The following is a 21,486-nucleotide window of genomic DNA, read 5'->3' as shown; positions in this document are numbered from 1 at the left end:
GTGACCCATATAGGTAGTATCCTATTCAGAAATACCTACCCCATATAGTGTTTACATTATTTTGGGTATTTATCTAGAATTGACTACTTTGGAGGATTTGCCCCATGCCTGGCCACTTATTACTACCCTCTGAACCAATTCAACTCCCATTGCTCCCTTTAAGGGACGTGGTTGTATTCCCTCATATGGTGATTCCATTGTTTGTGGGTCGCCCTAAATCCATTAAGGCTCTTGAGGCGGCTATGGAAACCGGGAAGAGCGTGCTCTTGGTTGCCCAAAAAGCGGCAGCTAAAGATGAGCCCTCCGTAGAAGATCTTTATGAAGTAGGTTGTATTGCCAATATCCTGCAAATGCTCAAGTTGCCTGATGGCACTGTCAAAGTATTGGTTGAAGGCGTCCAGCGGGCTGAAGTGAGTCAAATTGAAGATAGTCTTGGTTACTTCAACTGTGAGGCAACACCAACAGCTATTAACGCGCTAGATGCGCATGAAACAGAAGCCTTACGACGTGCCATCATGGCTCAGTTTGACCAGTACGTAAAACTCAATAAAAAAGTTCCCCAAGAAATTTTGTCTTCATTGGGGGGTATTGACGAGCCTAGCCGTTTAGCGGATACGATCTGTGCTCATTTACCAGTCAAGCTTGAGCAGAAACAGCGCTTGCTTGAAATGAATGATGTTGTGCAGCGTTTAGAAAGTCTCTTGGCTGACCTCGAGAGTGAGATTGATATTTTGCAAGTAGAGAAGCGCATTCGTGGACGTGTGAAGCGTCAAATGGAAAAGAGTCAGCGCGAATACTACTTGAACGAGCAAGTCAAAGCTATTCAGAAGGAATTGGGTGAAGGCGAAGAGGGTGCTGATCTCGAAGAGTTAGAGAAGAAGATCAAAACTGCTCGCATGCCGAAAGAAGCTTTGAAAAAAGCCGAGTCAGAGTTGAAAAAACTCAAGCTCATGTCACCCATGTCTGCTGAAGCAACAGTCATTCGCAACTTCATCGACACCTTGGTGAACTTGCCCTGGAAGAAGAAAAGCAAAATCAATAATGACTTAACCAATGCAGAGAAGGTTTTGGATGAGGATCATTATGGTTTGGATAAGGTCAAAGAACGCATTCTGGAGTATCTTGCTGTTCAGCAACGTGTTGACCGTGTCAAAGCGCCTATTCTCTGTCTAGTAGGCCCTCCTGGCGTTGGTAAAACTTCTCTAGGTCAATCGATTGCACGCGCGACAAATCGCAAGTTTGTGCGGATGGCATTAGGCGGGGTGCGCGATGAGTCTGAAATTCGAGGTCATCGTCGTACCTACATCGGTTCAATGCCTGGCAAGATTCTGACAAGCTTAACTAAAGTTGGCGTACGCAATCCTTTGTTCTTGCTTGATGAAGTTGACAAGATGGGAATGGATTTCAGGGGCGATCCAGCTAGTGCTCTGCTTGAGGTTTTAGATCCAGAACAAAACAATACATTCCAAGATCATTATGTTGAAGTGGACTTTGATCTTTCGGATGTGATGTTTGTTGCTACCGCAAACTCTTTAAATATTCCCGGTCCTTTATTAGATCGCTTGGAAATTATTCGTCTAGCTGGGTATACCGAGGATGAAAAAACCAGTATTGCCGTGAACTATCTGATTCCAAAGCAGGTCAAAAATAATGGCTTGAAGAAAGATGAGTTGAAGATTGAGGAAAGCGCAGTGCGTAGCATGATTCGCTATTACACGCGTGAAGCTGGTGTGCGGTCTTTAGAGCGTGAGATCAGCAAAATCTGCCGTAAGGTCGTTAAGCTTCTCTTACTCAAAAAAGAGTCTGCACCAATTGTTGTGAATGCGGATAATTTGGAGAAGTTCCTATCTGTGCGCATGTATGACTTTGGCTTAGCCGCAAAAGAGAATCAAATTGGTCAAGTGACTGGTTTGGCTTGGACTGAGGTCGGCGGTGATCTTCTGACTATCGAAGCGGCGGTCATGCCGGGTAAGGGTGTTATTACTCGCACCGGATCTTTGGGTGATGTCATGAAAGAGTCGGTCGAAGCTGCAAGAACTGTAGTTCGTTCACGTTCCCGGCGCTTGGGCATTACGGATGAATCCTTCGAGAAGAAGGATATCCATATTCACTTCCCTGAAGGCGCTACTCCCAAAGATGGACCATCAGCTGGCATTGCGATTACTACTGCATTGGTATCTGTTTTGACTGGTATTCCAGTTCGCTCTGACGTGGCAATGACCGGTGAGATTACTTTGCGTGGCGAAGTATTACCCATTGGCGGTCTTAAAGAGAAACTCCTGGCTGCGCATCGTGGTGGCATTAAGTTGGCATTGATTCCAGAAGAAAATGTAAAGGACTTGATTGATATTCCTGACAACGTCAAGAATGCAATTGAGATTGTTCCGGTGCGCTGGATCGACAATGTCCTCGAACTTGCCTTGGAACGTAAACCTGAGGCATTGCCTGAGCCAAGCCCCGAAGAGTTGGCCAAAAAGGCTAGTGAGGCGAGCAAAGCAACTGAAAAGGGAGCGGTTGGGGAAGTCCTGAAGCACTAATTTCGGTCTAAAGTACCGAAGTTAGGGCTCCTGGGTTACAATCTCGACTGTAATATTTTGGGGCGCTTAGCTCAGATGGTAGAGCGTCTGCCTTACACGCAGAATGTCGGCGGTTCGATCCCGTCAGCGCCCACCAGCCCCCATTCCTAGCCTAGTACCGGCGATACCTTCATGTTCGATACCGTTCGTAAGCATCAAAAGATTCTTCAAATCGTGTTGATGCTGTTCATTGTCCCTTCATTCTTGATGTTCGGGATTTCGAGTTACACCGGGTTCTTCGATAAAGAAACCGACCTGATTAAAGTGAACGGCCGCCCAATCACCGCTCAAGAAGTAGATAACGCAGCTAAACGACAAGCTCAACGGGTTGGCGGTAGCCCTCAAATTGCTCAAAGCCAGCCATTTCGTCAGGCCATTCTGAATGAACTTCTACAGCAACAATTGCTCGGTTTTGCCGTAAATAAACTGCGCTTGCAGGTCAGCAAAGAAGAACTCATTCGTAGCCTTCAAAGTATTCCTCAAATTCGGGCCTTATATCGACAAGACGGTAGCTTTGATGATGTCCGCTTTAAGCAATTACTCTCTAACAATGGCATGAATGAAGAGCAGTTCTATGCCAGCCAAAGTTTTGATCTCAAGATTCAGCAACTGGTTGGTTCTGTTGCTCGGACTGAACTTGGGAGTCCTAAGCTATCGGAAATCATTTCTTCTTTGTATGAGTCAGAGCGAGAAGTTCAAACCCTTGAGTTCACAGCCAAGGATTATTTGAGTAAGGTAAGTCCATCTACGCAAGAGCTTAAAGACTTTTATGCTGCCAATACACAGCTGTTTCAAAGTCCTGAATATATTGATGTTGAATACATCGTCTTGAAGTTAGACCCAAAGGGTGATGCCAAAGTCTTAGCCGATAAGGCGGATCAATTTGCTAACCTTACTTATGATCAGCCCGATAGCCTCAAGCCTGCTGCAGACAAGCTAAAACTCGATATCCAAAAACAGCAACGCTTGACGCGTGGCGGTGCATCTGGTCTAAGTTATGGGCATCCTTTAACAAATCCTAAAGTCATTCAATCGCTATTTAGCGATGATGCAGTAAAAAATAAACGCAATATTGAAGCGGTTCAGGTATCTCCTGGCATATATGTATCTGCGCGGGTGATTGCTTTTCATCCAGCGCAAACGCTCGCTTTCGATGAGGTGAGTGGCGAAATCAAGCGTCAAGTGACGCAACGTTCAGCAGAAAAGCTGGCTACGAATGCTGCGGCAGAAAAGTTAGCCGCCCTTAAATCAGATCCACAAAATTCAACCGGATTTACGAAAGCTTTCTGGATCTCTAGAAATAAACCAGGTAGTCTTGCAGGCACTGCCTTGGACCAGATCATGACGGTTGACAGCAAGCAGTTACCGGCAGTAGTTTCTGTGGCCAACCCAGGTGTTGGTACAACCCTATATCGTATTGATCAGGTCAGACAGGCTAGTGGAGCAGATCCTGCGCTCCATAAAGCTCAGGCACAACAAATTCAGGCATTAGCAGCGCAGGAAGAATTTGCTGGCTTTATGAGCTATTGGCGCGATGCGGCCAATGTGAAGATCATCAACCCTTTAAAGCCCGTTAATACCGGTAATGCTGGAGGGTAATTGCTTAGCTTAACCTTATAATCTAAGCATGTCATTTTTCAGTTTTTTACTCGGGGCCGATGCCCTTTCAGCCTTTCGCCAACAGCGACTTTTAGCTTCGCTCTCCGCTCAAGCCATCCAGTTAGAGGCTATCGAAGCGCAATATATTCATTTCATTTGGACTGATACAGAGTTATCGCCAAACAACCGCCAATTGTTAAGTCAGTTATTAACTTATGGCGACCCTTTTGTTAGTCATTTAAAAGCGAAGGGCAGTTGGTTCAACAAAGATTCCAATCAAAAATATCAAGCCATTTCGATACCGCGCTTTGGTACTGTATCTCCTTGGGCCAGTAAGGCCACAGAGATAGCCCGGCAATGTGGCTTGGATATTCTGCGGATTGAGCGAGGTATTCAATACTCCTGGCAAAGCAGTCACGAGTTAGATGTCAAACAAACTGATGCCATTTTGGCTGCACTTCATGATCGAATGACTGAGGCTGTGGTTCGTGATATTGCCGCCGTTGATCCTCTCTACCAAACTCTGCCAGATCGTCCTCTCAAACGCATTCTCATCCTGAGTGAGGGCAAGCGAGCCCTCGATCAAGCGAATCAAGAATTGGGTTTAGCGCTTTCTGAGGATGAAATTATTTATCTTTTAGAAAGCTTTCAACGTCTGCAGCGCAATCCTAGCGACGTCGAGTTAATGATGTTTGCGCAAGCCAATAGTGAGCACTGTAGACACAAAATCTTTAATGCAAGCTGGACAATTGATGGCGTAGATCAAGATCGCTCTTTGTTTGCAATGATTCGTAATACCCACCAACTTCATCCAGAAGGCACAGTGGTGGCGTATTCGGATAACTCTGCGATTATGGAAGGTTGCGAGGCCGAAGTATGGCAGCCTCAGGGACCAAAGCAACAGTACCAAAAACAGACTCGTTTGGTTCACACATTGATGAAAGTGGAGACCCACAATCATCCAACCGCAATTGCACCATTTCCTGGCGCATCAACTGGTGCGGGTGGCGAGATACGGGATGAAGGTGCCACGGGAATTGGTGGGCGGCCGAAAGCGGGATTAACTGGTTTTTCAGTTTCGAATCTGAATATTCCAGGAACGGATTTGCCATGGGAGATTGAAGTCTATGGGAAACCAGATCGGATTGCGACCCCTCTGCAAATCATGATTGATGGCCCTTTAGGCGGAGCGGCTTTTAATAATGAATTCGGTAGACCAATTTTGGGCGGATATTTCCGCGTATTTGAGCAAACCTTAGCTGGTTCGCGTCGAGGCTATCACAAGCCCATCATGATTGCGGGTGGGATTGGAGCGATCGATTCAATTCATACACACAAAAAACCGATTCAGGCTGGGCACTTACTAGTGCAACTAGGTGGTCCTGGAATGCGGATTGGTATGGGTGGGGCAACGGGTAGCTCGGTAGCCACTGGTACAAATACTGCCGATCTGGATTTCGACTCAGTACAGCGCGGCAATCCAGAAATGGAACGCCGCGCTCAAGAAGTGATTAATGCCTGCCGATCCATGGGCGAACATAATCCAATTGTCTCGATTCATGATGTTGGCGCCGGTGGTCTCTCAAACGCATTTCCTGAATTAGCCGATGGCGCTAATTTAGGTGCGCAGTTCGAGCTTAGAAATATTCTGCTCGAGGAGAGCGGCATGAGTCCAGCTGAGATTTGGTGCAATGAATCTCAAGAACGGTATGTACTAGCAATTGCAGAAGACGATATTGACCTACTGAAGTCGCTTTGTGAGCGTGAGCGCTGCCCCTATGCCATCGTTGGGGTTGCAACAGATGAGCGACAGCTTCAGCTCAGCGATAGTAAACAATCTGCTGACCCTGAGGCTGCTTTACCAATCGATATGCCGATGGAGGTCTTGCTGGGTAAACCACCCCGTATGCATCGCCAAGTGAAAACTGTGGAGCAGCATTTTTCCGACCTCAATCTCACCGACGCCAAGTTGGCTGACTGTATTGCCTGGGTTTTGCAGCAACCTACGGTAGCGAGTAAATCCTTCTTAATTACGATCGGCGACCGAACGGTTGGCGGCTTAAATGCTCGTGATCCTTTTGTCGGTCCATGGCAAGTACCCGTGGCTGATTGTGCTGTCACTTTGATGGATTACCAGGGATACCGCGGCGAAGCCATGACCATGGGAGAGCGCACTCCTGTAGCTGTCATCAATGCACCAGCGGCAGCTCGCATGGCAGTGGGTGAGGCGCTAACCAATTTATTGGCGGCAGATATTTCAGATCTTCATGGTGTCAAGTTATCCGCAAACTGGATGGCAGCTTGCGGCTCTCCTGGCGAAGATGTCAAATTGTATGAGTCAGTTAAAGCGATCGGAATGGAGCTTTGCCCAGCGCTCGGAATTTCTATTCCAGTTGGCAAAGATTCTCTATCAATGGCGACTGAGTGGCAGGATGGTTTGGATAGCAAAAAGGTAACCGCCCCAGTCTCATTGATCATTTCTGCTTTTTCAGCAGTTTCTGATGTTCGTAAAACTCTCACCCCATTGCTATTACTCAACGATCGTAATGGCAAGCCCATCGAGAGCGAATTGATTCTGATCGACCTCGGTAGGGGTCAAAATCGTATGGCTGGCAGCATTTTGGCTCAAGTCCTCAATCAGTCCGGTAATTTCACCCCCGATTTAGATCATCCTGAAGATGTAAAGTCCCTTGTAACAGCTCTCAGTATTTTGAAGCAGGACGGCAAAATCTTGGCCTTCCACGATCGTTCCGATGGCGGTCTATTTACTTGCATATCAGAGATGGCTTTCGCAAGTCACTGCGGCGTTTCAATCAATGTCGATATGATTACCCTGGATCGCGATCACGAGCCTGATTATGGCGATGCGAAGAATTGGGCACAACAAATTGAAGGACGTCGTCACGAACAAACTTTGCGAGCGCTGTTTAATGAAGAGTTAGGCGTTGTTATTCAGGTTCGCCGTGAGCAACGTGACGCAGTTTTCTCAACACTTCGCGATCATGGCCTAAGCGCGCATAGTCATGTGATTGCGAAGCCAAATCACAATGGCAATATCGAGATTTGGCGCGACGCCAAAAAAATCTTCTCTGAACCTCGTCAAGTGCTCCAAAAAATGTGGAGTAACACTAGCTATCAAATTGCCAGATTACGTGATAACCCAGAGTGCGCTGACAGTGAGTTTCAGCGCTTAGATGATCTGACTGATCCAGGTATGTCCCCCAAACTGAGTTTTGATATTGCGGAAAATGTTCCTGCACCATTCATTCAAAAAAATCTGAGACCGAAGGTTGCTATATTGCGCGAGCAGGGCGTCAATTCCCATGTAGAAATGGCTTATGCAGTGCACTCAGCTGGTTTTGATAGTCATGATGTGCATATGTCTGACTTACTATCTGGAAAAGCTAACTTGGCAGACTTCCGCGGCCTGATTGCTTGCGGTGGCTTCAGTTACGGCGATGTATTAGGTGCGGGTGAAGGCTGGGCTAAAACCATCCTCTTTAATGTAGCCCTGCGAGATCAATTTTCAGCCTTCTTCGATCGTCAAGATAGCTTTGCTTTAGGTGTTTGCAATGGCTGTCAAATGATGAGCAATCTTTCGAGCATTATTCCTGGAGCGCAAGCGTGGCCTAAATTTACTCGCAATCAATCAGAGCAGTACGAGGCGCGCTTGGTAATGGCTGAGGTCATGCCATCACCATCCATCTTTACGCAAGGCATGGCTGGTAGCCAGCTACCAATCGCAATCGCCCATGGTGAAGGTTATGCAAACTTTAGCCAACAGGGCAATCTTGAAACGATTTTGAATCAAAATCTTGCCACGCTACGTTTTGTAGATCATTACGGTCAAGCTACCGAAACTTACCCTCTAAATCCCAATGGCTCTCCAGGTGGCTTAACGGGTGTAACGACTGCAGATGGTCGTTTTACAGTCATGATGCCGCATCCTGAGCGCGTATTTAGAGCTGTGCAAATGAGCTGGTGCCCGCCCGAGTGGCTGGATACACCGGACGGTGCAAGCCCTTGGCTTCGCTTGTTCCGTAATGCCCGACACTGGGCCAACTAAGTTGTTAGCAATGGAACCCGTTACATTCTCGGAGAGCGGTGGTATTCGCTATCTCCATTTTGGCAGCGAACTGATTCAAGGGGCAATGCGCATCCGCGATCCCGATGAGATTTACCTCGAATATAACCAGCAAATGATGGCTTGGCTCTTATTTCTTGAAACCAAACCGAAGATGCAGGTTGCCCAGCTGGGATTGGGTACGGGGGCATTGACTAAATTTACCTATCGTCACTGCCCCTCTGTCATCAATACCGTTGTTGAGCTAAATCCGGCGGTGATTGTTGCTGCAAGAACGATGTTCAACACCCCAGACGATGATCGTCGTTTGAAGACAATCCAAACTGATGCCAAAGTCTTTGTTGCTGATTTAAAGAATCATCAACAATTCGACGCACTTCAGGTTGATTTATATGATGCGATTTGTGATGGTCCAGCAGCAAGCTCATTAGCGTTTTACCGTAACTGCTATCAAACACTAAATGCTCCCGGCATCATGACGGTGAACTTATTCTCGCGCCATCAGAGTTTCGATATCAATTTAAATAATATCTGCGAAGCATTTAATGACCGTGTTCTATTATTTCCTGAGTCACATGATTGCAATGTAGTTGCAATCGCTTTTAAAGGCCCGACTTTAGAAGCCCAATGGCAGGTTGTGAAGAAACGCGCTCAATTATTAGAAGAGCAAACAGACTTACCAACACGTAGCTGGGTAAAAGGACTAAGCCAGGCGAATGCGCGTCAAGAGGCTCATCTCAGAATATAAGTACTGAGATCTTGATAAAGAAAAAGGCGATCAATCGATCGCCTTTTGCATTGCAACTAAATTAAAGCTAGACAGTCACTGTATCAGCTACATCGCTGAATGATTTCATCTTGTCAAAGTTCATGTATTGATAAACCTCTTCCGCTTTACTACTCAAATTCTGCACCTGCTCTAAATATTCTTTAGGGGTAGGGAGCTTGCCGAGCAACGCGGCAACAGCAGCCAATTCAGCGGAGGCTAGGTACACTCGTGTGTCGATACCAAGACGGTTTGGGAAGTTACGTGTTGAAGTAGAGACTGCAGTTGAGCCTTTACGAATTTGAGCTTGGTTACCCATGCAAAGCGAGCAACCTGGGCTTTCCATACGAGCGCCAGTGCTGCCAAGCATGCCGTAATAACCTTCTTCCATCAGCGTCATTGCATCCATTTTGGTAGGAGGCGCTATCCATAAACGGGTAGGCATATCTTTCTTACCCTGAAGCACCTGGCCTGCCGCGCGGAAATGACCAATATTGGTCATGCAAGAGCCGATGAATACCTCATCGATCTTGTCACCAGCAACTTCAGACAAGAACTTCACATCGTCTGGATCATTAGGGCAGGCCAAGATAGGCTCTTTAATTTCTTCAACGTTAATCTCAATGATCTCAGCGTAATCGGCATTCTCATCGGCTTTGAGCAACTGAGGATTAGCAATCCAGGCTTCCATGGCTTTAATGCGACGCGATAAAGTGCGCTTATCTTCATAGCCATTGGCGATCATCCACTTCATCAAAGTAATGTTCGAACGCATGTACTCAATGATGGGCTCTTTATTTAGGTGCACTGTGCACCCACCGGCTGAACGTTCGGCTGATGCATCAGACAATTCAAAGGCCTGCTCAACTTTGAGCTCTGGTAATCCTTCGATTTCTAGAATGCGGCCTGAGAAAATATTTTTCTTACCTTGTTTTTCTACGGTCAGTAAACCACGCTTGATCGCGTACAAAGGAATCGCATTTACTAAATCGCGCAAAGTAATTCCTGGCTGCATCTTGCCTTTGAAGCGGACCAATACAGACTCAGGCATATCCAGAGGCATTACGCCAGTCGCAGCAGCAAAGGCCACTAAACCAGAACCAGCGGGGAAGGAGATACCAATGGGGAAACGGGTATGGCTATCACCACCAGTACCGCAGGTATCGGGTAGCAGCAAACGATTTAACCAGCTGTGAATCACGCCGTCACCTGGGCGAAGAGAAACACCGCCGCGGTTAGTCATGAAAGCAGGCAACTCATGCTGAGTGCGGATATCCACTGGCTTTGGGTAGGCCGATGTGTGACAGAAGCTTTGCATCACGAGGTCTGAAGAGAATCCTAAGCAAGCCAAGTCTTTCAGCTCATCGCGTGTCATTGGGCCGGTGGTATCTTGAGAGCCGACAGTAGTCATATGTGGCTCGCAATAGGTGCCGGGGCGAACGCCTTGACCCTCAGGTAAACCACAAGCCCGACCAACCATCTTCTGGGCGAGGGTGAACCCTTTTTTGTTATCAGCAGGGCTGACTGGCAGACGGAACTCTGTTGAAGCAGGCAGGCCCAAAGCAGCACGTGCCTTTGCCGTCAAACCACGACCAATAATGAGAGGAATGCGACCGCCAGCACGAACCTCATCCAAAATTACTGGTGACTTGAGAGCAAAGCTGGTGATCTCCTGACCATCCTTAAATACCTTGCCATCATAAGGACGTAATTCAATCACGTCACCCATTTGCATTTTGGAAACATCAAGCTCAATTGGCAAGGCACCAGAATCTTCCATGGTGTTGAAGAAGATTGGAGCGATGTTGCCGCCCAAGCAAACCCCACCAAAGCGCTTATTCGGTACGAATGGAATATCCTGACCAGTCCACCATAAAACCGAGTTGGTAGCAGACTTGCGTGATGAACCAGTACCCACCACATCGCCAACATATGCGATGAGATTACCTTTTTTCTGGAGCTCAGCAATTTGTTTCATCGGTCCTCGAACACCTGGCTCATCTGGTTCAATGCCAGCTCGTGGATTTTTGAGCATCACCGTAGCATGCAGAGGAATATCAGGGCGGCTCCAAGCATCAGGCGCAGGAGAGAGGTCATCGGTATTAGTTTCGCCGGTTACCTTAAAGACGGTCAGCTTCATACTCTCTGGCACTGCTGGTCTGCTGGTAAACCATTCTGCATCGGCCCAACTTTTCATGACAGCTTTGGCATTTGCGTTGCCTTTTTCAGCTAGTTCATGCACATCATTAAAGTAGTCAAACATCAAGAGGGTTTTCTTGAGAGCTTCTGCAGCAGTTACACCACACTCAGAATCAGACAATAAATCTACCAAGGGCTTTATGTTGTAGCCACCAAGCATGGTGCCCAGCAATTCAGTCGCTTTAATACGCGAGATTAAAGGGGATTTTTCTGTGCCCTTGGCAATGGCATCTAAGAATTCGGCTTTCACCATGGCAGCCTCATCCACACCTGCAGGCACGCGATGGGTGATGAGCTCAACGAGTTCTGCCTCTGTGCCTTTTGCGGGGCTTTTTAATAACTCAACCAGCTTGGCAGTTTGGTCTTTAGTTAGGGGGAGGGCTGGAATCCCTTGGGCTGCACGTTCAGCAACTTGGGCGTTGTAGGCATCTAACATCGTATTTCCTATGAAATGAAGTGAACTATTGGAAAAGCCAGGCAGGATCGATCAAACTCGATACCTGAACACATTCATTGTAAATCCACATATGTGTCGTGAATATGGGTTTTACTACTGATTTTTTGGGGAAATTCACCAAAAAAAGGCTTAAATCACAGTCTCTTCTTTCAGCGCCCAAACGAGTGCTGCCACCCATCCCAATAATGACCAGCCTAAAAAGAGATTTAAGGCAAAAATAGCCCCAGTATTGGCGCGGCGCTTGTTGAAGGCAATGGCAAAAGGCAGTAGGTAGAAGAGGGTACCAATGCTAAGAAGGATGGCAAAAAAGAGGCGCATAGCTGCTTATTTTTCACGAATCCAGGTCTGGGATCTACCAATTAAGGGAATGCCTAGGTAGGCGCGCAGATCTAGTTTATTGCCCTGCTCAAGTAATTTGATGTTTGCGCTATATATTTCCCCATCGTCTGGATCCAGGATCTTTCCGCCGGAGTAGGCGTTATCTCCATCCTTTTTTAAACCAGTGAGAATTTCCATGCCCACTACGGGTTTGTCTTTGCGGTAGTCGCTACATTTGACGCAGGTTGGCAAACCGCTTGGATCCAAAATTTTGCTCACTTTGCCTACAAAAACACCATTTTGCTCATTGATCTGGACTAGTGCCGCCGGTTGATTGGTGTCGTCATCAAAGGTTTTCCAGAGTCCTACGATGGAGCCGGTATCTTGGGCTAGGGCTAATGAGCTCATCAAGCCCATCAGTGCGCTAATGGCGAATAAGGCGCTTGCTTTGTATATAGCGGTTGGATCAGCAATGTTGAGGAGATTTTTCATGAATTTTAGGATTCCCTTAGGGTGCATTTCTGTCATCTTAACCTGCTTAAAATCTGAACTTGTTCCCCAGCTATCGTTATAATTACTTTTTCCAACAGAGCTTAAGCGATGACTAAATACGTTTTTGTCACTGGTGGCGTGGTTTCTTCTCTAGGGAAAGGAATTGCAGCTGCCTCGCTTGCCGCGATTCTCGAATCCCGCGGCCTGAAAGTCACCCTCCTAAAATTAGACCCCTACATTAACGTTGATCCAGGCACAATGAGCCCGTTTCAGCATGGCGAAGTTTTCGTTACAGAAGATGGCGCGGAAACGGATCTGGATCTGGGTCACTATGAGCGCTTCGTGTCAGCAAAGATGCGTAAGAGCAATAACTTCACAACTGGTCAAATTTATGAATCCGTGATTCGCAAAGAGCGCCGCGGTGAGTACCTAGGTAAAACAGTTCAAGTTATTCCCCATATTACAAATGAAATTCAGGCCTTTGTAGAGCGTGGTGCCCTTGCTAGTCATGATGGAAAGGCCGATGTAGCAATTTGCGAGATCGGTGGGACTGTGGGTGATATCGAATCACTTCCGTTCTTGGAAGCTGCGAGACAGATGAGTTTACGTTTGCCGGCGCACAGTTGCGCTTTCGTCCACTTAACTCTAGTGCCTTATATCAGCAGCGCAGGTGAGTTAAAAACGAAACCGACTCAACACTCTGTACAAAAGTTACGTGAGATCGGCATCATGCCAACGGTGTTGTTATGTCGTGCGGATCGGCCCATACCCGAAGATGAGAGGGCGAAAATTTCACTCTTCTCTAACGTACGAGAAGAAGCCGTCATTTCTGTTTGGGATGTAGATACGATCTATAAGATTCCAGAGATGCTCCATGCACAAAAAATGGATGATTTAATTTGCCGCGAACTGGATATCCAGGCTAAACCTGCAGACCTTTCCGTGTGGGCCAACTTAGTTTATGAAATGGCCAACCCACAACACGAAGTGACAATTGGTATGGTTGGTAAGTACGTTGATCTCACTGAATCCTATAAGTCGTTGATAGAGGCCTTGCGTCACGCAGGTATCCACAATCACACTAAAGTCAATATTACCTATATCGACTCAGAGCAGATTGAGGCCAATGGTGTTGACTGCCTCAGTAATTTAGATGCGATCCTGGTGCCTGGTGGTTTTGGTAAACGGGGCACCGAAGGAAAGATTGCGGCAATTCGTTATGCAAGAGAAAATCAAATCCCCTATTTAGGAATCTGTCTTGGTATGCAATTGGCTGTGATTGAGTTTGCTCGTCATGTTGCCCATATCGAGCAAGCAAACAGTACCGAATTTGATCCTGATACCGACCATCCTGTTGTCGCTTTAATTACAGAATGGAAAGATCGTGAAGGTCGAGTTGAAAAACGCGGCAATGACTCTGATCTTGGCGGCACAATGCGCTTAGGTTCGCAACGCTGCCCAGTCCAGCCCAATACCTTGGCTCACAAAATCTATGGCGCCGAAGTGAATGAACGACATCGTCATCGCTATGAGGTGAATAACGTTTACGTGCCACGCCTTGAAAAATCCGGACTGATTATTTCCGCTAGAACACCAAGCGAGTCCTTGCCTGAAATGATGGAGCTGCCGCAAGCCATGCATCCATGGTTCTTTGGTGTGCAATTCCATCCAGAATTCACTTCAACGCCACGTGATGGGCACCCCTTATTTCTTGCCTATATTAAAGCCGCGCTTGCTCACCACGATGCTTCGCAGAAGTTAGCAGCCTAATGCCACATCAGAATATCTAAGGACTTTTCATGAAACTCTGTGGATTTAATGTTGGTTTAGATCAGCGCTTCTTTTTAATTGCCGGCCCTTGCGTCATCGAGTCAGAACAATCTGCTTTGGATATTGCCGGTGAGCTAAAAGCGATCACGAGTGCACTCAATATTCCATTTATCTATAAATCTTCATTTGATAAAGCCAATCGCTCTTCTGGCACATCATTTCGTGGCCTTGGTATGGAGAAGGGGTTAGAAATTCTAGCTAAGGTGAAGCGCGAAATCGGCGTAGCAGTGCTAACTGACGTACACGACATTACCGAAATTGCTGAAGTGGCTAAAGTAGTGGATGTGCTCCAGACTCCAGCCTTCCTGTGCAGGCAGACTGATTTCATTCGCGCTTGCGCTCAAAGCGGTAAGCCAGTCAACTTCAAGAAGGGTCAGTTCTTGTCCCCCTACGAGATGCTGAACGTGATTGAGAAAGCCAGAGCAGCCGCAAAGGAGGCTAACCTAGCAGATCAGTTTATGGTTTGTGAACGCGGCGCTTCTTTTGGTTACAACAATTTAGTTTCTGATATGCGTAGCCTCGCTATCATGCGCGAAGCGAATGCCCCAGTGGTATTTGATGCAACCCACTCGGTTCAATTACCTGGCGGTCAAGGCAATAGCAGTGGCGGTCAACGAGAGTTTGTGCCCGTGCTTGCTAGAGCTGCGGTTGCTGTTGGTATCAGCGGCCTCTTTATGGAAACCCATCCTGAGCCTTCTAAAGCGCTATCGGATGGCCCTAATGCCGTTCCCTTAAATCGCATGAAAGAGCTTCTGGAATCATTGGTTGCAATCGATACCGTGGTTAAAAAGGGCAATTCCTTTTTAGAAAATAGCTTTAAATAATTCACATTGTCTTTAGGAGATTTACATGAGCGCCATTGTTGACATCATCGGCAGGGAGATTTTAGATTCTCGCGGTAACCCCACCGTTGAGTGTGATGTACTGCTCGAATCTGGCGTGATGGGTCGCGCAGCAGTGCCTTCTGGCGCATCTACTGGATCACGTGAAGCAATTGAATTGCGTGATGGTGATAAAACGCGTTACTTAGGTAAGGGTGTTTTGAAAGCAGTTCAGAACATCAATATCGAAATTGCTGAATCTATTTTGGGTCTTGATGCTTCAGAGCAAGCTTTTCTAGATCACACCTTAATTCAATTGGATGGCACACCCAATAAGGCGCGCTTGGGTGCTAACGCTACTCTTGCGGTATCCATGGCCGTTGCGAGAGCGGCTGCCGAAGAAGCTGGCCTGCCTTTATATCGTTATTTTGGTGGCTCTGGCTCTATGCAGCTCCCAGTACCCATGATGAATATCGTGAATGGTGGTGCGCACGCCAATAACAGTCTAGATATTCAAGAATTCATGATCATGCCGGTTGGTGCAAAAAGTTTTAGAGAAGCCTTGCGCTGTGGTGCGGAGATCTTTCATGAACTCAAAAAAATCATCGGCGCCCAAGGTATGCCGACCTCGGTGGGCGATGAGGGCGGCTTTGCCCCAAACTTTAAAAGCAATCATGAATGTTTAAGTACGATTCTCAAAGCGATTGAAGGGGCTGGATATGAAGCTGGCAATGACGTTTTACTGGCCTTAGATTGTGCTGCTAGCGAGTTTTACAAGGATGGTAAATATCAATTGGCTGGTGAAGGTTTGCAACTTTCCTCAAGCGAGTTCTCCGACTACCTTGGTCAGCTCGCCGATCAATTTCCGATCGTGTCGATCGAAGATGGTATGCATGAAAGCGATTGGGATGGATGGGCAGACATTACCCGTAAGCTTGGCAAAAAGATTCAACTGGTGGGCGATGATCTCTTCGTTACTAATACAAAAATTTTGCAGGAGGGAATCGATAAAGGTATTGCGAATTCCATCTTAATTAAGATCAATCAAATCGGCACTTTAACTGAAACCTTTGCTGCCATCGAAATGGCCAAGCGTGCCAATTACACGTCGGTCATCTCGCATCGCTCTGGCGAAACTGAAGATAGTACGATTGCGGATATTGCAGTTGGCACCAATGCTGGTCAAATTAAGACGGGATCACTTTCTCGCTCAGACCGCATCGCCAAATACAATCAATTGCTCCGCATTGAAGAAGATTTAGGCGATGTTTCCAGCTATCCAGGTAAATCTGTTTTCTACAATCTGAAGCGATAGTTCAATAAGCCTCCCGATACGACTATGCGCATCATTGTTTATTCCATGTTGGTATTACTTCTGGTAATTCAATATCCGCTATGGTTGGGCAAGGGTGGCTGGCTTAAGGTTTATGAGATGGAGAAGCAACTTCAGCTCCAACAGGCTAAGAATGGTGCTTTAGCACTTCGGAATGCTAAGCTTGCTGGCGATGTTGCCGACTTAAAAGATGGCACTCGGGCGATTGAAGAGCGTGCCCGTGTAGAGCACGGCATGATCAAGGAAGGTGAGTTTTTTGTTCAAATTCTGCCAAAAGAGGCAGTTACACCAAATCAAGACTCGGCAGATGGCATAAAGGCTAGTAAAAGCAAATAGTCTTTAATGCCCGCTTGATGGTGGTCGGGTAGCATCGCTCAGAGAGTTGGTGCTGAACACTTGGCGACAGTCAACGGCATCAAACTCGTATTGCTTGCCGCAAAAATCACAAGCGGTTTCTACCTTGCCTTGCTCAGTCAAAATGCTCTCCACTTCATCGTCACCCAACATTCTCAGAATATCTGCGACTTTAGTCCGAGAGCAGCGACAAGCAAACTGAATGGGTCTGCTCGGAAAGCTGCGTACGCCATAGTGCGATGACTCTTCTAAAAACAGGCGACGCAGGATTGTTTCTGGCGGCAGTGTTAAAAGCTCTTCATCAGTAATGGTCTCACCGAGCGCCTGGATGCGGATCCAGCCTTCTGCTTCAGTATGTGGATCCAAATGAGCGTGACCACCGGAATCCGGTAAACGTTGCAAGAGTAAGCCGCCCACCTGAGTAGCGTTGGAGGCCAACCAAATTCGGGTATCCAATTGTTCAGAATTTTGCATGTAGAGGCTAATGGCCTGCGATACGCTTTCAACTGGTCTTATTACTGCGCCTTGATGGTCTTGCAAGGCCACAATGCCTTGATATGGGGGGTTGCCGGCTTGACGGTCAGCTGGGTCAAGCGTAATGACCAGTCGGCCAGTGTTGCTAGCATCCAGCATTTGTGCAAGGGTGGCATCAGCAGCAATTTCAGAGGGATCTACAGACAGTTTGACAGTAGCCCGCATGGATAGATCGGATTTGCATTCGACTACTAGCAAGGAGATTGGTCCAAGACTTTGGGCTTGAATAATGAGGGTTCCGTCGAACTTGAGGCTAGCACTTAGTAGGGTGGCTGCAGCTACAAAATCACCCAATACCTTTTGAACAGCGGGTGGATCATTGCGTCTCTCTAGGATTGCCTGCCATGCAGTGCCAATCGAGACAATTTCCCCCCTGACAGGGGCGCCATCACACATAAATACGAGAAGTTCATTCATACCCCAAAGTATCCACGTTTTTCAGAATTGTTCAGATTAAGCCTGACCTGAGATAATAGAAGTTATGCAAATTCGTACACGTTTCGCCCCTAGTCCAACGGGCTTTATTCATTTGGGTAATCTTCGTAGCGCTCTATATCCTTGGGCTTTTGCTCGCCATAACCACGGTGACTTCATACTAAGAATTGAGGATACCGATGTAGAGAGGTCAACCCAAGAATCAGTCGATGTGATTCTCGAAGGTATGGCTTGGTTAGGCTTGGATATAGATGAAGGACCAATCTACCAGATGCAACGCATTGATCGTTATCGCGAAGTGATTAAGCAAATGCTCGATCGTGGTTTGGCTTATCCCTGCTATATGAGTGAAGACGAGCTCAATCGTTTGCGTGATCTGCAAATGGCGAATAAAGAGAAGCCACGCTATAACGGCTTATGGCGTCCAGAGCCTGGCAAAACGCTTCCCGCTATTCCACCTGATATTTCTCCAGTGATCCGGTTTAAAAATCCTATTGGGGGCTCAGTCATTTGGGAAGATGCCGTCAAAGGCAGAATTGAAATCAGCAATGATGAGCTAGATGATCTCGTAATCGCAAGACCGGATGGGACGCCAACTTATAACTTCTGCGTTGTTGTTGATGATCTTGATATGAAAATCACCCATGTTATTCGAGGCGATGATCACGTGAATAACACGCCACGGCAAATTAATATTCTTAAGGCACTTGGAGCTAACCCACCGATCTACGCCCATCTACCGACCGTCTTAAATGACCAGGGCGAGAAAATGAGTAAACGCAGTGGGGCTATGAGTGTGCGCGATTACCAAAAAGAAGGTTATTTACCTGAAGCAATTTTGAACTATCTTGCTCGCTTAGGCTGGTCGCATGGTGACGCAGAAGTCTTCACTAAAGAGCAATTTGTTGCTTGGTTTGATCTTGCTAATCTTGGCAGATCCCCAGCCCAGCATAATCCTGAAAAGTTGCTTTGGCTGAATCATCACTATATTCAAGAGGCTGATCCAAAGTTATTAGCAGAGGCTGTTAGACCCTTTGCAGATGAACGTGGTATCGATATAGAGCAGGGTCCAAACTTTGTTCAAGTAGTCTCCTTGTTAAAGGATAGAGCAAATACCTTAATTGAAATTGCAGAGGGTGCAAAACTGTTTTACTCGCCAGCACCAGCACTGACAGAAGCTGAGATTGCTGAAAATATACCGAGCGGGATTAAGCCTGTGATTGCAGACTTGATAGCGGCAATTGAACAAACAGATGCCAGCAAGGAAGCCTATTCAGCCGCCTTCAAACAGGTGCTGGCAAAACACCAGTTAAAAATGCCGGCACTTGCCATGCCAGTGAGGTATGCCTTATTCGCCACTACCCAAACGCCTGCCATTGATTCGGTCTTGGTCGTTTTGGGTAAAGAAGAAAGCTTAAAACGCCTTGCTAAGGTTGCCAGCTAGGTAAATTGCCTCTCATGGACAAAATAGGATAAAATCTTGGATTGTTTTGATTGTCTTGTGGTTATTTTGCGAGATTTAGGGGGTATAGCTCAGCTGGGAGAGCGCTTGCATGGCATGCAAGAGGTCAGCGGTTCGATCCCGCTTATCTCCACCAATAAATCTGCGAGATAATTGTAGTGTTCCAGGTCCCCATCGTCTAGAGGCCTAGGACATCACCCTTTCACGGTGAGTACGGGGGTTCGAATCCCCCTGGGGACGCCAGATTTTCTGGTTGTTGCACAGCAGTATTGGTATTACTCGATGTAATTTGGAGCGGTAGTTCAGTTGGTTAGAATATCTGCCTGTCACGCAGAGGGTCGCGGGTTCGAGTCCCGTCCGTTCCGCCAAATTCAATAAAAAAGCCCTTTTAAAAGGGCTTTTTTATATTCCATTTCTGAAAAATTACTTTTTATTGTCTGTCGGCGAAGCGCTTAAATAATTAGAGCTATCAGTTGCGTTCGAACTAGCACTGCCTGAAGAGGTATTGGCTTTAGAGGAGCCTGTACCGCCTGATGTAACTGCATTGGATGGGCTTGTCTTGGCTGTACTTGCTAAAGAGGTTGTAGATGATGTTGAAGATTTACTCGTACCGCTTGAAGTGGTCGTTGAACTACTGGTTGAAGAGCTTACAGAAGTAGTGCTCGTATTACTAGCAGTGGAGGTGGTAGTTGCCGAAGCTGGCTTAGCGACTGAACTGGATACAGAAGAAGTAGTACTTTTACTAGCCGTATTCAAGGCGGCTGTTTTTGCAGCAGCTGCAGCTGCAGCTGCTTTTGCCGCCGCAGCGGTTGCGGCTGCTTTTGCCGCCGCAGCGGTTGCGGCTGCTTTAGCTGCTGCCTGTTGTTGGGCAAGTAAGGCTGCAGCAGAAGCCTTTTGGGCTGCAGTCTCTGTAACGGCTAATACGCTGGAACCCATTGCTCCAATGAAAGCTACTAGTAATGCCGCAGATACAAATGAAATCGGTCTCATGATTGCTCCTAGTGCAAATTAGGCACTTCAAAATTGCCGCTTAGTCTTTCTAAGAGTATCAGAGTTTTAGCATGCACAGTACGAGCATCAAAAAGCTCATATTCCGCATCGCGAAATCGCAAAATTCCCTGGATGTTATTTTTGCTCATTTTGGCTTGGTTATAAGCCTTAGTGGCTGCCTCCAAACGCTCTTTTGCAGACTGGTATTGAAGATAGGTCTGATTAATCTCGGTCACGATTTTGGCCTTTGTTGCCATCAAGCTAACCTCAAGCTCAGCCTGGCTATTAGCAGCAGTGGTTACATCGGAATTCATCAGAAAACCATTACCCAGGGGGACGTTCAATAAAAAGCTAAAGGCTTGTTGAGTTCCATAGTTGATGCCGCTGGATGCATAAGAGGGGGTTTGGGTATAGTAAACGCCAGGTAAAAAATCAATATTTTTGCTTGCTTTGACCACCTCCAAATTGGCTGCTGCTGACTCAACAGCTGCCTGACCTGAAGCAATATCGGCTCGATTTTCTTGAGCTCGAGCAATTAAGTCTTCCACTTTAAAGTTTTTTGCTTCTATATTTAAGGTGCCAACCGGCATGATCAGTTCGGAGCCTGTCTTGCCAACAAAATTGGCCATGCCATAGGAGTAGTACTTCAAATCGTTTGCAAGAACCTTTTGTGCAGCAATAAACTCAGCAGCTTGAGTAGATCCGCTAGCGCGATATTGATTTAGCGCATCGATCGCCTCTTGGTAGGACTGCCATAAGAGTTTGGTGCGTAGTGCGTCTATATAGTTAAACATCGCTTCAGTTTCAATTGCTTTGCCCTCCGTAATCATCTCAGCCAATTTACGTTTGGCATCCGCTTGGGCTTGAGCCTCGCGTGCAGAGCGCTTTCCCCAACCTTCTATTGTGACCATGGCGCCCAAAGTGTTGGAGGCAGGGTTGGTATAACCAGCATATGGAGCCTGGGTATACATACTGCCGCGAGCATAGGTAAGAATCGGACTTAGATAGGGCATCCCAGCATCTTTAGCATTTGCGTCGGCAGAGGCAATATTCAGCCTGCGTATTTTGAGGTTGGCATTTTCTTCGTTTAGCTCGCTAAGATAGTTGCCTAAACTGACGCTTCTATACTGGGTATTGTCTACTTTGAAAGGCGGCAAGGACTGTGCTTGGACACCCGTTACAAAAAATGATGTGAATAGAAAGCTATAGATCGAGATAGAAATTTTTTTCATAATC

General features: G+C 46.8%; 15 protein-coding genes and 4 tRNA genes. 14 read left to right on the top strand and 5 right to left on the bottom strand.

What is annotated here, in order from left to right:
• Nucleotides 1–104 precede the first annotated feature (104 nt).
• The 5 genes from lon (at nucleotide 105) to AOC06_RS04570 (ending at nucleotide 9,007) form a co-directional block, all read left to right on the top strand.
• On the top strand, nucleotides 105–2,537 hold the full coding sequence (lon, locus tag AOC06_RS04590) for an endopeptidase La (RefSeq protein WP_215378991.1): 2,433 nt from the start codon (nucleotides 105–107) through the stop codon (nucleotides 2,535–2,537).
• Nucleotides 2,538–2,597: 60 nt separating this feature from the next.
• Nucleotides 2,598–2,673, top strand: a tRNA-Val gene (locus AOC06_RS04585).
• 35 nt (nucleotides 2,674–2,708) lie between these two features.
• Nucleotides 2,709–4,175 carry a peptidylprolyl isomerase gene (locus tag AOC06_RS04580; protein ID WP_215378989.1) on the top strand — a complete coding sequence of 489 codons (1,467 nt, stop codon included), beginning with the start codon at nucleotides 2,709–2,711 and terminating at the stop codon, nucleotides 4,173–4,175.
• A gap of 28 nt (nucleotides 4,176–4,203) precedes the next feature.
• On the top strand, nucleotides 4,204–8,241 hold the full coding sequence (purL, locus tag AOC06_RS04575; RefSeq protein ID WP_215378987.1) for a phosphoribosylformylglycinamidine synthase: 4,038 nt from the start codon (nucleotides 4,204–4,206) through the stop codon (nucleotides 8,239–8,241).
• 10 nt (nucleotides 8,242–8,251) lie between these two features.
• The gene (locus AOC06_RS04570) at nucleotides 8,252–9,007 is read left to right on the top strand and encodes a spermine/spermidine synthase domain-containing protein (protein WP_215378985.1); all 756 of its coding nucleotides are present in this window, start codon (nucleotides 8,252–8,254) and stop codon (nucleotides 9,005–9,007) included.
• 67 nt (nucleotides 9,008–9,074) lie between these two features.
• On the opposite strand, the gene AOC06_RS04565 is transcribed toward AOC06_RS04570, so the two are convergent.
• The 3 genes from AOC06_RS04565 to AOC06_RS04555 all read right to left on the bottom strand — a co-directional run bounded on the left by AOC06_RS04565 (nucleotide 9,075) and on the right by AOC06_RS04555 (nucleotide 12,491).
• Nucleotides 9,075–11,660 carry a bifunctional aconitate hydratase 2/2-methylisocitrate dehydratase gene (locus tag AOC06_RS04565; RefSeq protein WP_215378983.1) on the bottom strand — a complete coding sequence of 862 codons (2,586 nt, stop codon included), beginning with the start codon at nucleotides 11,658–11,660 and terminating at the stop codon, nucleotides 9,075–9,077.
• A 150-nt stretch (nucleotides 11,661–11,810) separates the two neighbouring features.
• Nucleotides 11,811–11,999, bottom strand: a complete 189-nt coding sequence (locus AOC06_RS04560) for a superinfection immunity protein (protein WP_215350820.1) — start codon at nucleotides 11,997–11,999, stop codon at nucleotides 11,811–11,813.
• Nucleotides 12,000–12,005: 6 nt separating this feature from the next.
• The gene (locus AOC06_RS04555; RefSeq protein WP_215378980.1) at nucleotides 12,006–12,491 is read right to left on the bottom strand and encodes a DUF2147 domain-containing protein; all 486 of its coding nucleotides are present in this window, start codon (nucleotides 12,489–12,491) and stop codon (nucleotides 12,006–12,008) included.
• A 108-nt stretch (nucleotides 12,492–12,599) separates the two neighbouring features.
• Here AOC06_RS04555 and pyrG point away from each other — a divergent pair, with 108 nt between their 5' ends.
• Genes pyrG through ftsB form a run of 4 tightly spaced genes read left to right on the top strand, consistent with a single transcriptional unit; the run spans nucleotide 12,600 to nucleotide 16,811 of the window.
• Entirely contained in the window at nucleotides 12,600–14,261 is a 1,662-nt protein-coding gene (gene pyrG / locus AOC06_RS04550) for a CTP synthase (RefSeq protein ID WP_215378977.1), read from the top strand.
• A gap of 29 nt (nucleotides 14,262–14,290) precedes the next feature.
• The gene (kdsA, locus tag AOC06_RS04545) at nucleotides 14,291–15,145 is read left to right on the top strand and encodes a 3-deoxy-8-phosphooctulonate synthase (RefSeq protein ID WP_215378976.1); all 855 of its coding nucleotides are present in this window, start codon (nucleotides 14,291–14,293) and stop codon (nucleotides 15,143–15,145) included.
• A gap of 25 nt (nucleotides 15,146–15,170) precedes the next feature.
• A complete protein-coding gene (gene eno, locus AOC06_RS04540) occupies nucleotides 15,171–16,457 on the top strand; it encodes a phosphopyruvate hydratase (RefSeq protein ID WP_215378974.1) in 1,287 nt (428 codons plus the stop codon).
• A 24-nt stretch (nucleotides 16,458–16,481) separates the two neighbouring features.
• Entirely contained in the window at nucleotides 16,482–16,811 is a 330-nt protein-coding gene (gene ftsB / locus AOC06_RS04535; RefSeq protein WP_215335634.1) for a cell division protein FtsB, read from the top strand.
• Nucleotides 16,812–16,814: 3 nt separating this feature from the next.
• On the opposite strand, the gene hslO is transcribed toward ftsB, so the two are convergent.
• Entirely contained in the window at nucleotides 16,815–17,780 is a 966-nt protein-coding gene (hslO, locus tag AOC06_RS04530) for an Hsp33 family molecular chaperone HslO (protein WP_215378973.1), read from the bottom strand.
• A 64-nt stretch (nucleotides 17,781–17,844) separates the two neighbouring features.
• On the opposite strand from hslO, the gene gltX reads away from it, so the two are divergent.
• From gltX to AOC06_RS04505, 5 genes are all read left to right on the top strand, one after another.
• Nucleotides 17,845–19,242: a glutamate--tRNA ligase gene (gene gltX / locus AOC06_RS04525; protein WP_215378971.1), complete on the top strand. Its 1,398-nt coding sequence runs from the start codon at nucleotides 17,845–17,847 to the stop codon at nucleotides 19,240–19,242.
• 78 nt (nucleotides 19,243–19,320) lie between these two features.
• A tRNA-Ala gene (locus AOC06_RS04520) sits at nucleotides 19,321–19,396 on the top strand.
• Nucleotides 19,397–19,427: 31 nt separating this feature from the next.
• A tRNA-Glu gene (locus tag AOC06_RS04515) sits at nucleotides 19,428–19,503 on the top strand.
• Between the two features lie 48 nt (nucleotides 19,504–19,551).
• Nucleotides 19,552–19,628 (top strand) — tRNA-Asp (locus tag AOC06_RS04510).
• A gap of 137 nt (nucleotides 19,629–19,765) precedes the next feature.
• Nucleotides 19,766–20,272 carry a hypothetical protein gene (locus tag AOC06_RS04505; RefSeq protein ID WP_215378969.1) on the top strand — a complete coding sequence of 169 codons (507 nt, stop codon included), beginning with the start codon at nucleotides 19,766–19,768 and terminating at the stop codon, nucleotides 20,270–20,272.
• Here AOC06_RS04505 and AOC06_RS04500 read toward each other — a convergent pair.
• On the bottom strand, nucleotides 20,259–21,482 hold the full coding sequence (locus AOC06_RS04500) for a TolC family protein (protein WP_112209209.1): 1,224 nt from the start codon (nucleotides 21,480–21,482) through the stop codon (nucleotides 20,259–20,261). The genes AOC06_RS04505 and AOC06_RS04500 overlap by 14 nt on opposite strands.
• Nucleotides 21,483–21,486 lie beyond the last annotated feature (4 nt).

This window comes from Polynucleobacter paludilacus (genome assembly GCF_018687595.1).
Classification (GTDB): Bacteria; Pseudomonadota; Gammaproteobacteria; order Burkholderiales; family Burkholderiaceae; genus Polynucleobacter; species Polynucleobacter paludilacus.
The sequence above is the reverse complement of the archived record's forward strand: the minus strand, read 5'-3'. Positions and strand labels throughout refer to the sequence as shown.

What these genes read in the sequence shown, in the direction of transcription:
- lon (WP_215378991.1), top strand. Translation starts at nt 105, where the DNA reads ATGCCTGGCCACTTATTACTACCCTCTGAACCAATTCAACTCCCATTG.
- AOC06_RS04580 (WP_215378989.1), top strand. Translation starts at nt 2,709, where the DNA reads ATGTTCGATACCGTTCGTAAGCATCAAAAGATTCTTCAAATCGTGTTG.
- purL (WP_215378987.1), top strand. Translation starts at nt 4,204, where the DNA reads ATGTCATTTTTCAGTTTTTTACTCGGGGCCGATGCCCTTTCAGCCTTT.
- AOC06_RS04570 (WP_215378985.1), top strand. Translation starts at nt 8,252, where the DNA reads ATGGAACCCGTTACATTCTCGGAGAGCGGTGGTATTCGCTATCTCCAT.
- AOC06_RS04565 (WP_215378983.1), bottom strand. Translation starts at nt 11,660, where the DNA reads ATGTTAGATGCCTACAACGCCCAAGTTGCTGAACGTGCAGCCCAAGGG.
- AOC06_RS04560 (WP_215350820.1), bottom strand. Translation starts at nt 11,999, where the DNA reads ATGCGCCTCTTTTTTGCCATCCTTCTTAGCATTGGTACCCTCTTCTAC.
- AOC06_RS04555 (WP_215378980.1), bottom strand. Translation starts at nt 12,491, where the DNA reads ATGAAAAATCTCCTCAACATTGCTGATCCAACCGCTATATACAAAGCA.
- pyrG (WP_215378977.1), top strand. Translation starts at nt 12,600, where the DNA reads ATGACTAAATACGTTTTTGTCACTGGTGGCGTGGTTTCTTCTCTAGGG.
- kdsA (WP_215378976.1), top strand. Translation starts at nt 14,291, where the DNA reads ATGAAACTCTGTGGATTTAATGTTGGTTTAGATCAGCGCTTCTTTTTA.
- eno (WP_215378974.1), top strand. Translation starts at nt 15,171, where the DNA reads ATGAGCGCCATTGTTGACATCATCGGCAGGGAGATTTTAGATTCTCGC.
- ftsB (WP_215335634.1), top strand. Translation starts at nt 16,482, where the DNA reads ATGCGCATCATTGTTTATTCCATGTTGGTATTACTTCTGGTAATTCAA.
- hslO (WP_215378973.1), bottom strand. Translation starts at nt 17,780, where the DNA reads ATGAATGAACTTCTCGTATTTATGTGTGATGGCGCCCCTGTCAGGGGG.
- gltX (WP_215378971.1), top strand. Translation starts at nt 17,845, where the DNA reads ATGCAAATTCGTACACGTTTCGCCCCTAGTCCAACGGGCTTTATTCAT.
- AOC06_RS04500 (WP_112209209.1), bottom strand. Translation starts at nt 21,482, where the DNA reads ATGAAAAAAATTTCTATCTCGATCTATAGCTTTCTATTCACATCATTT.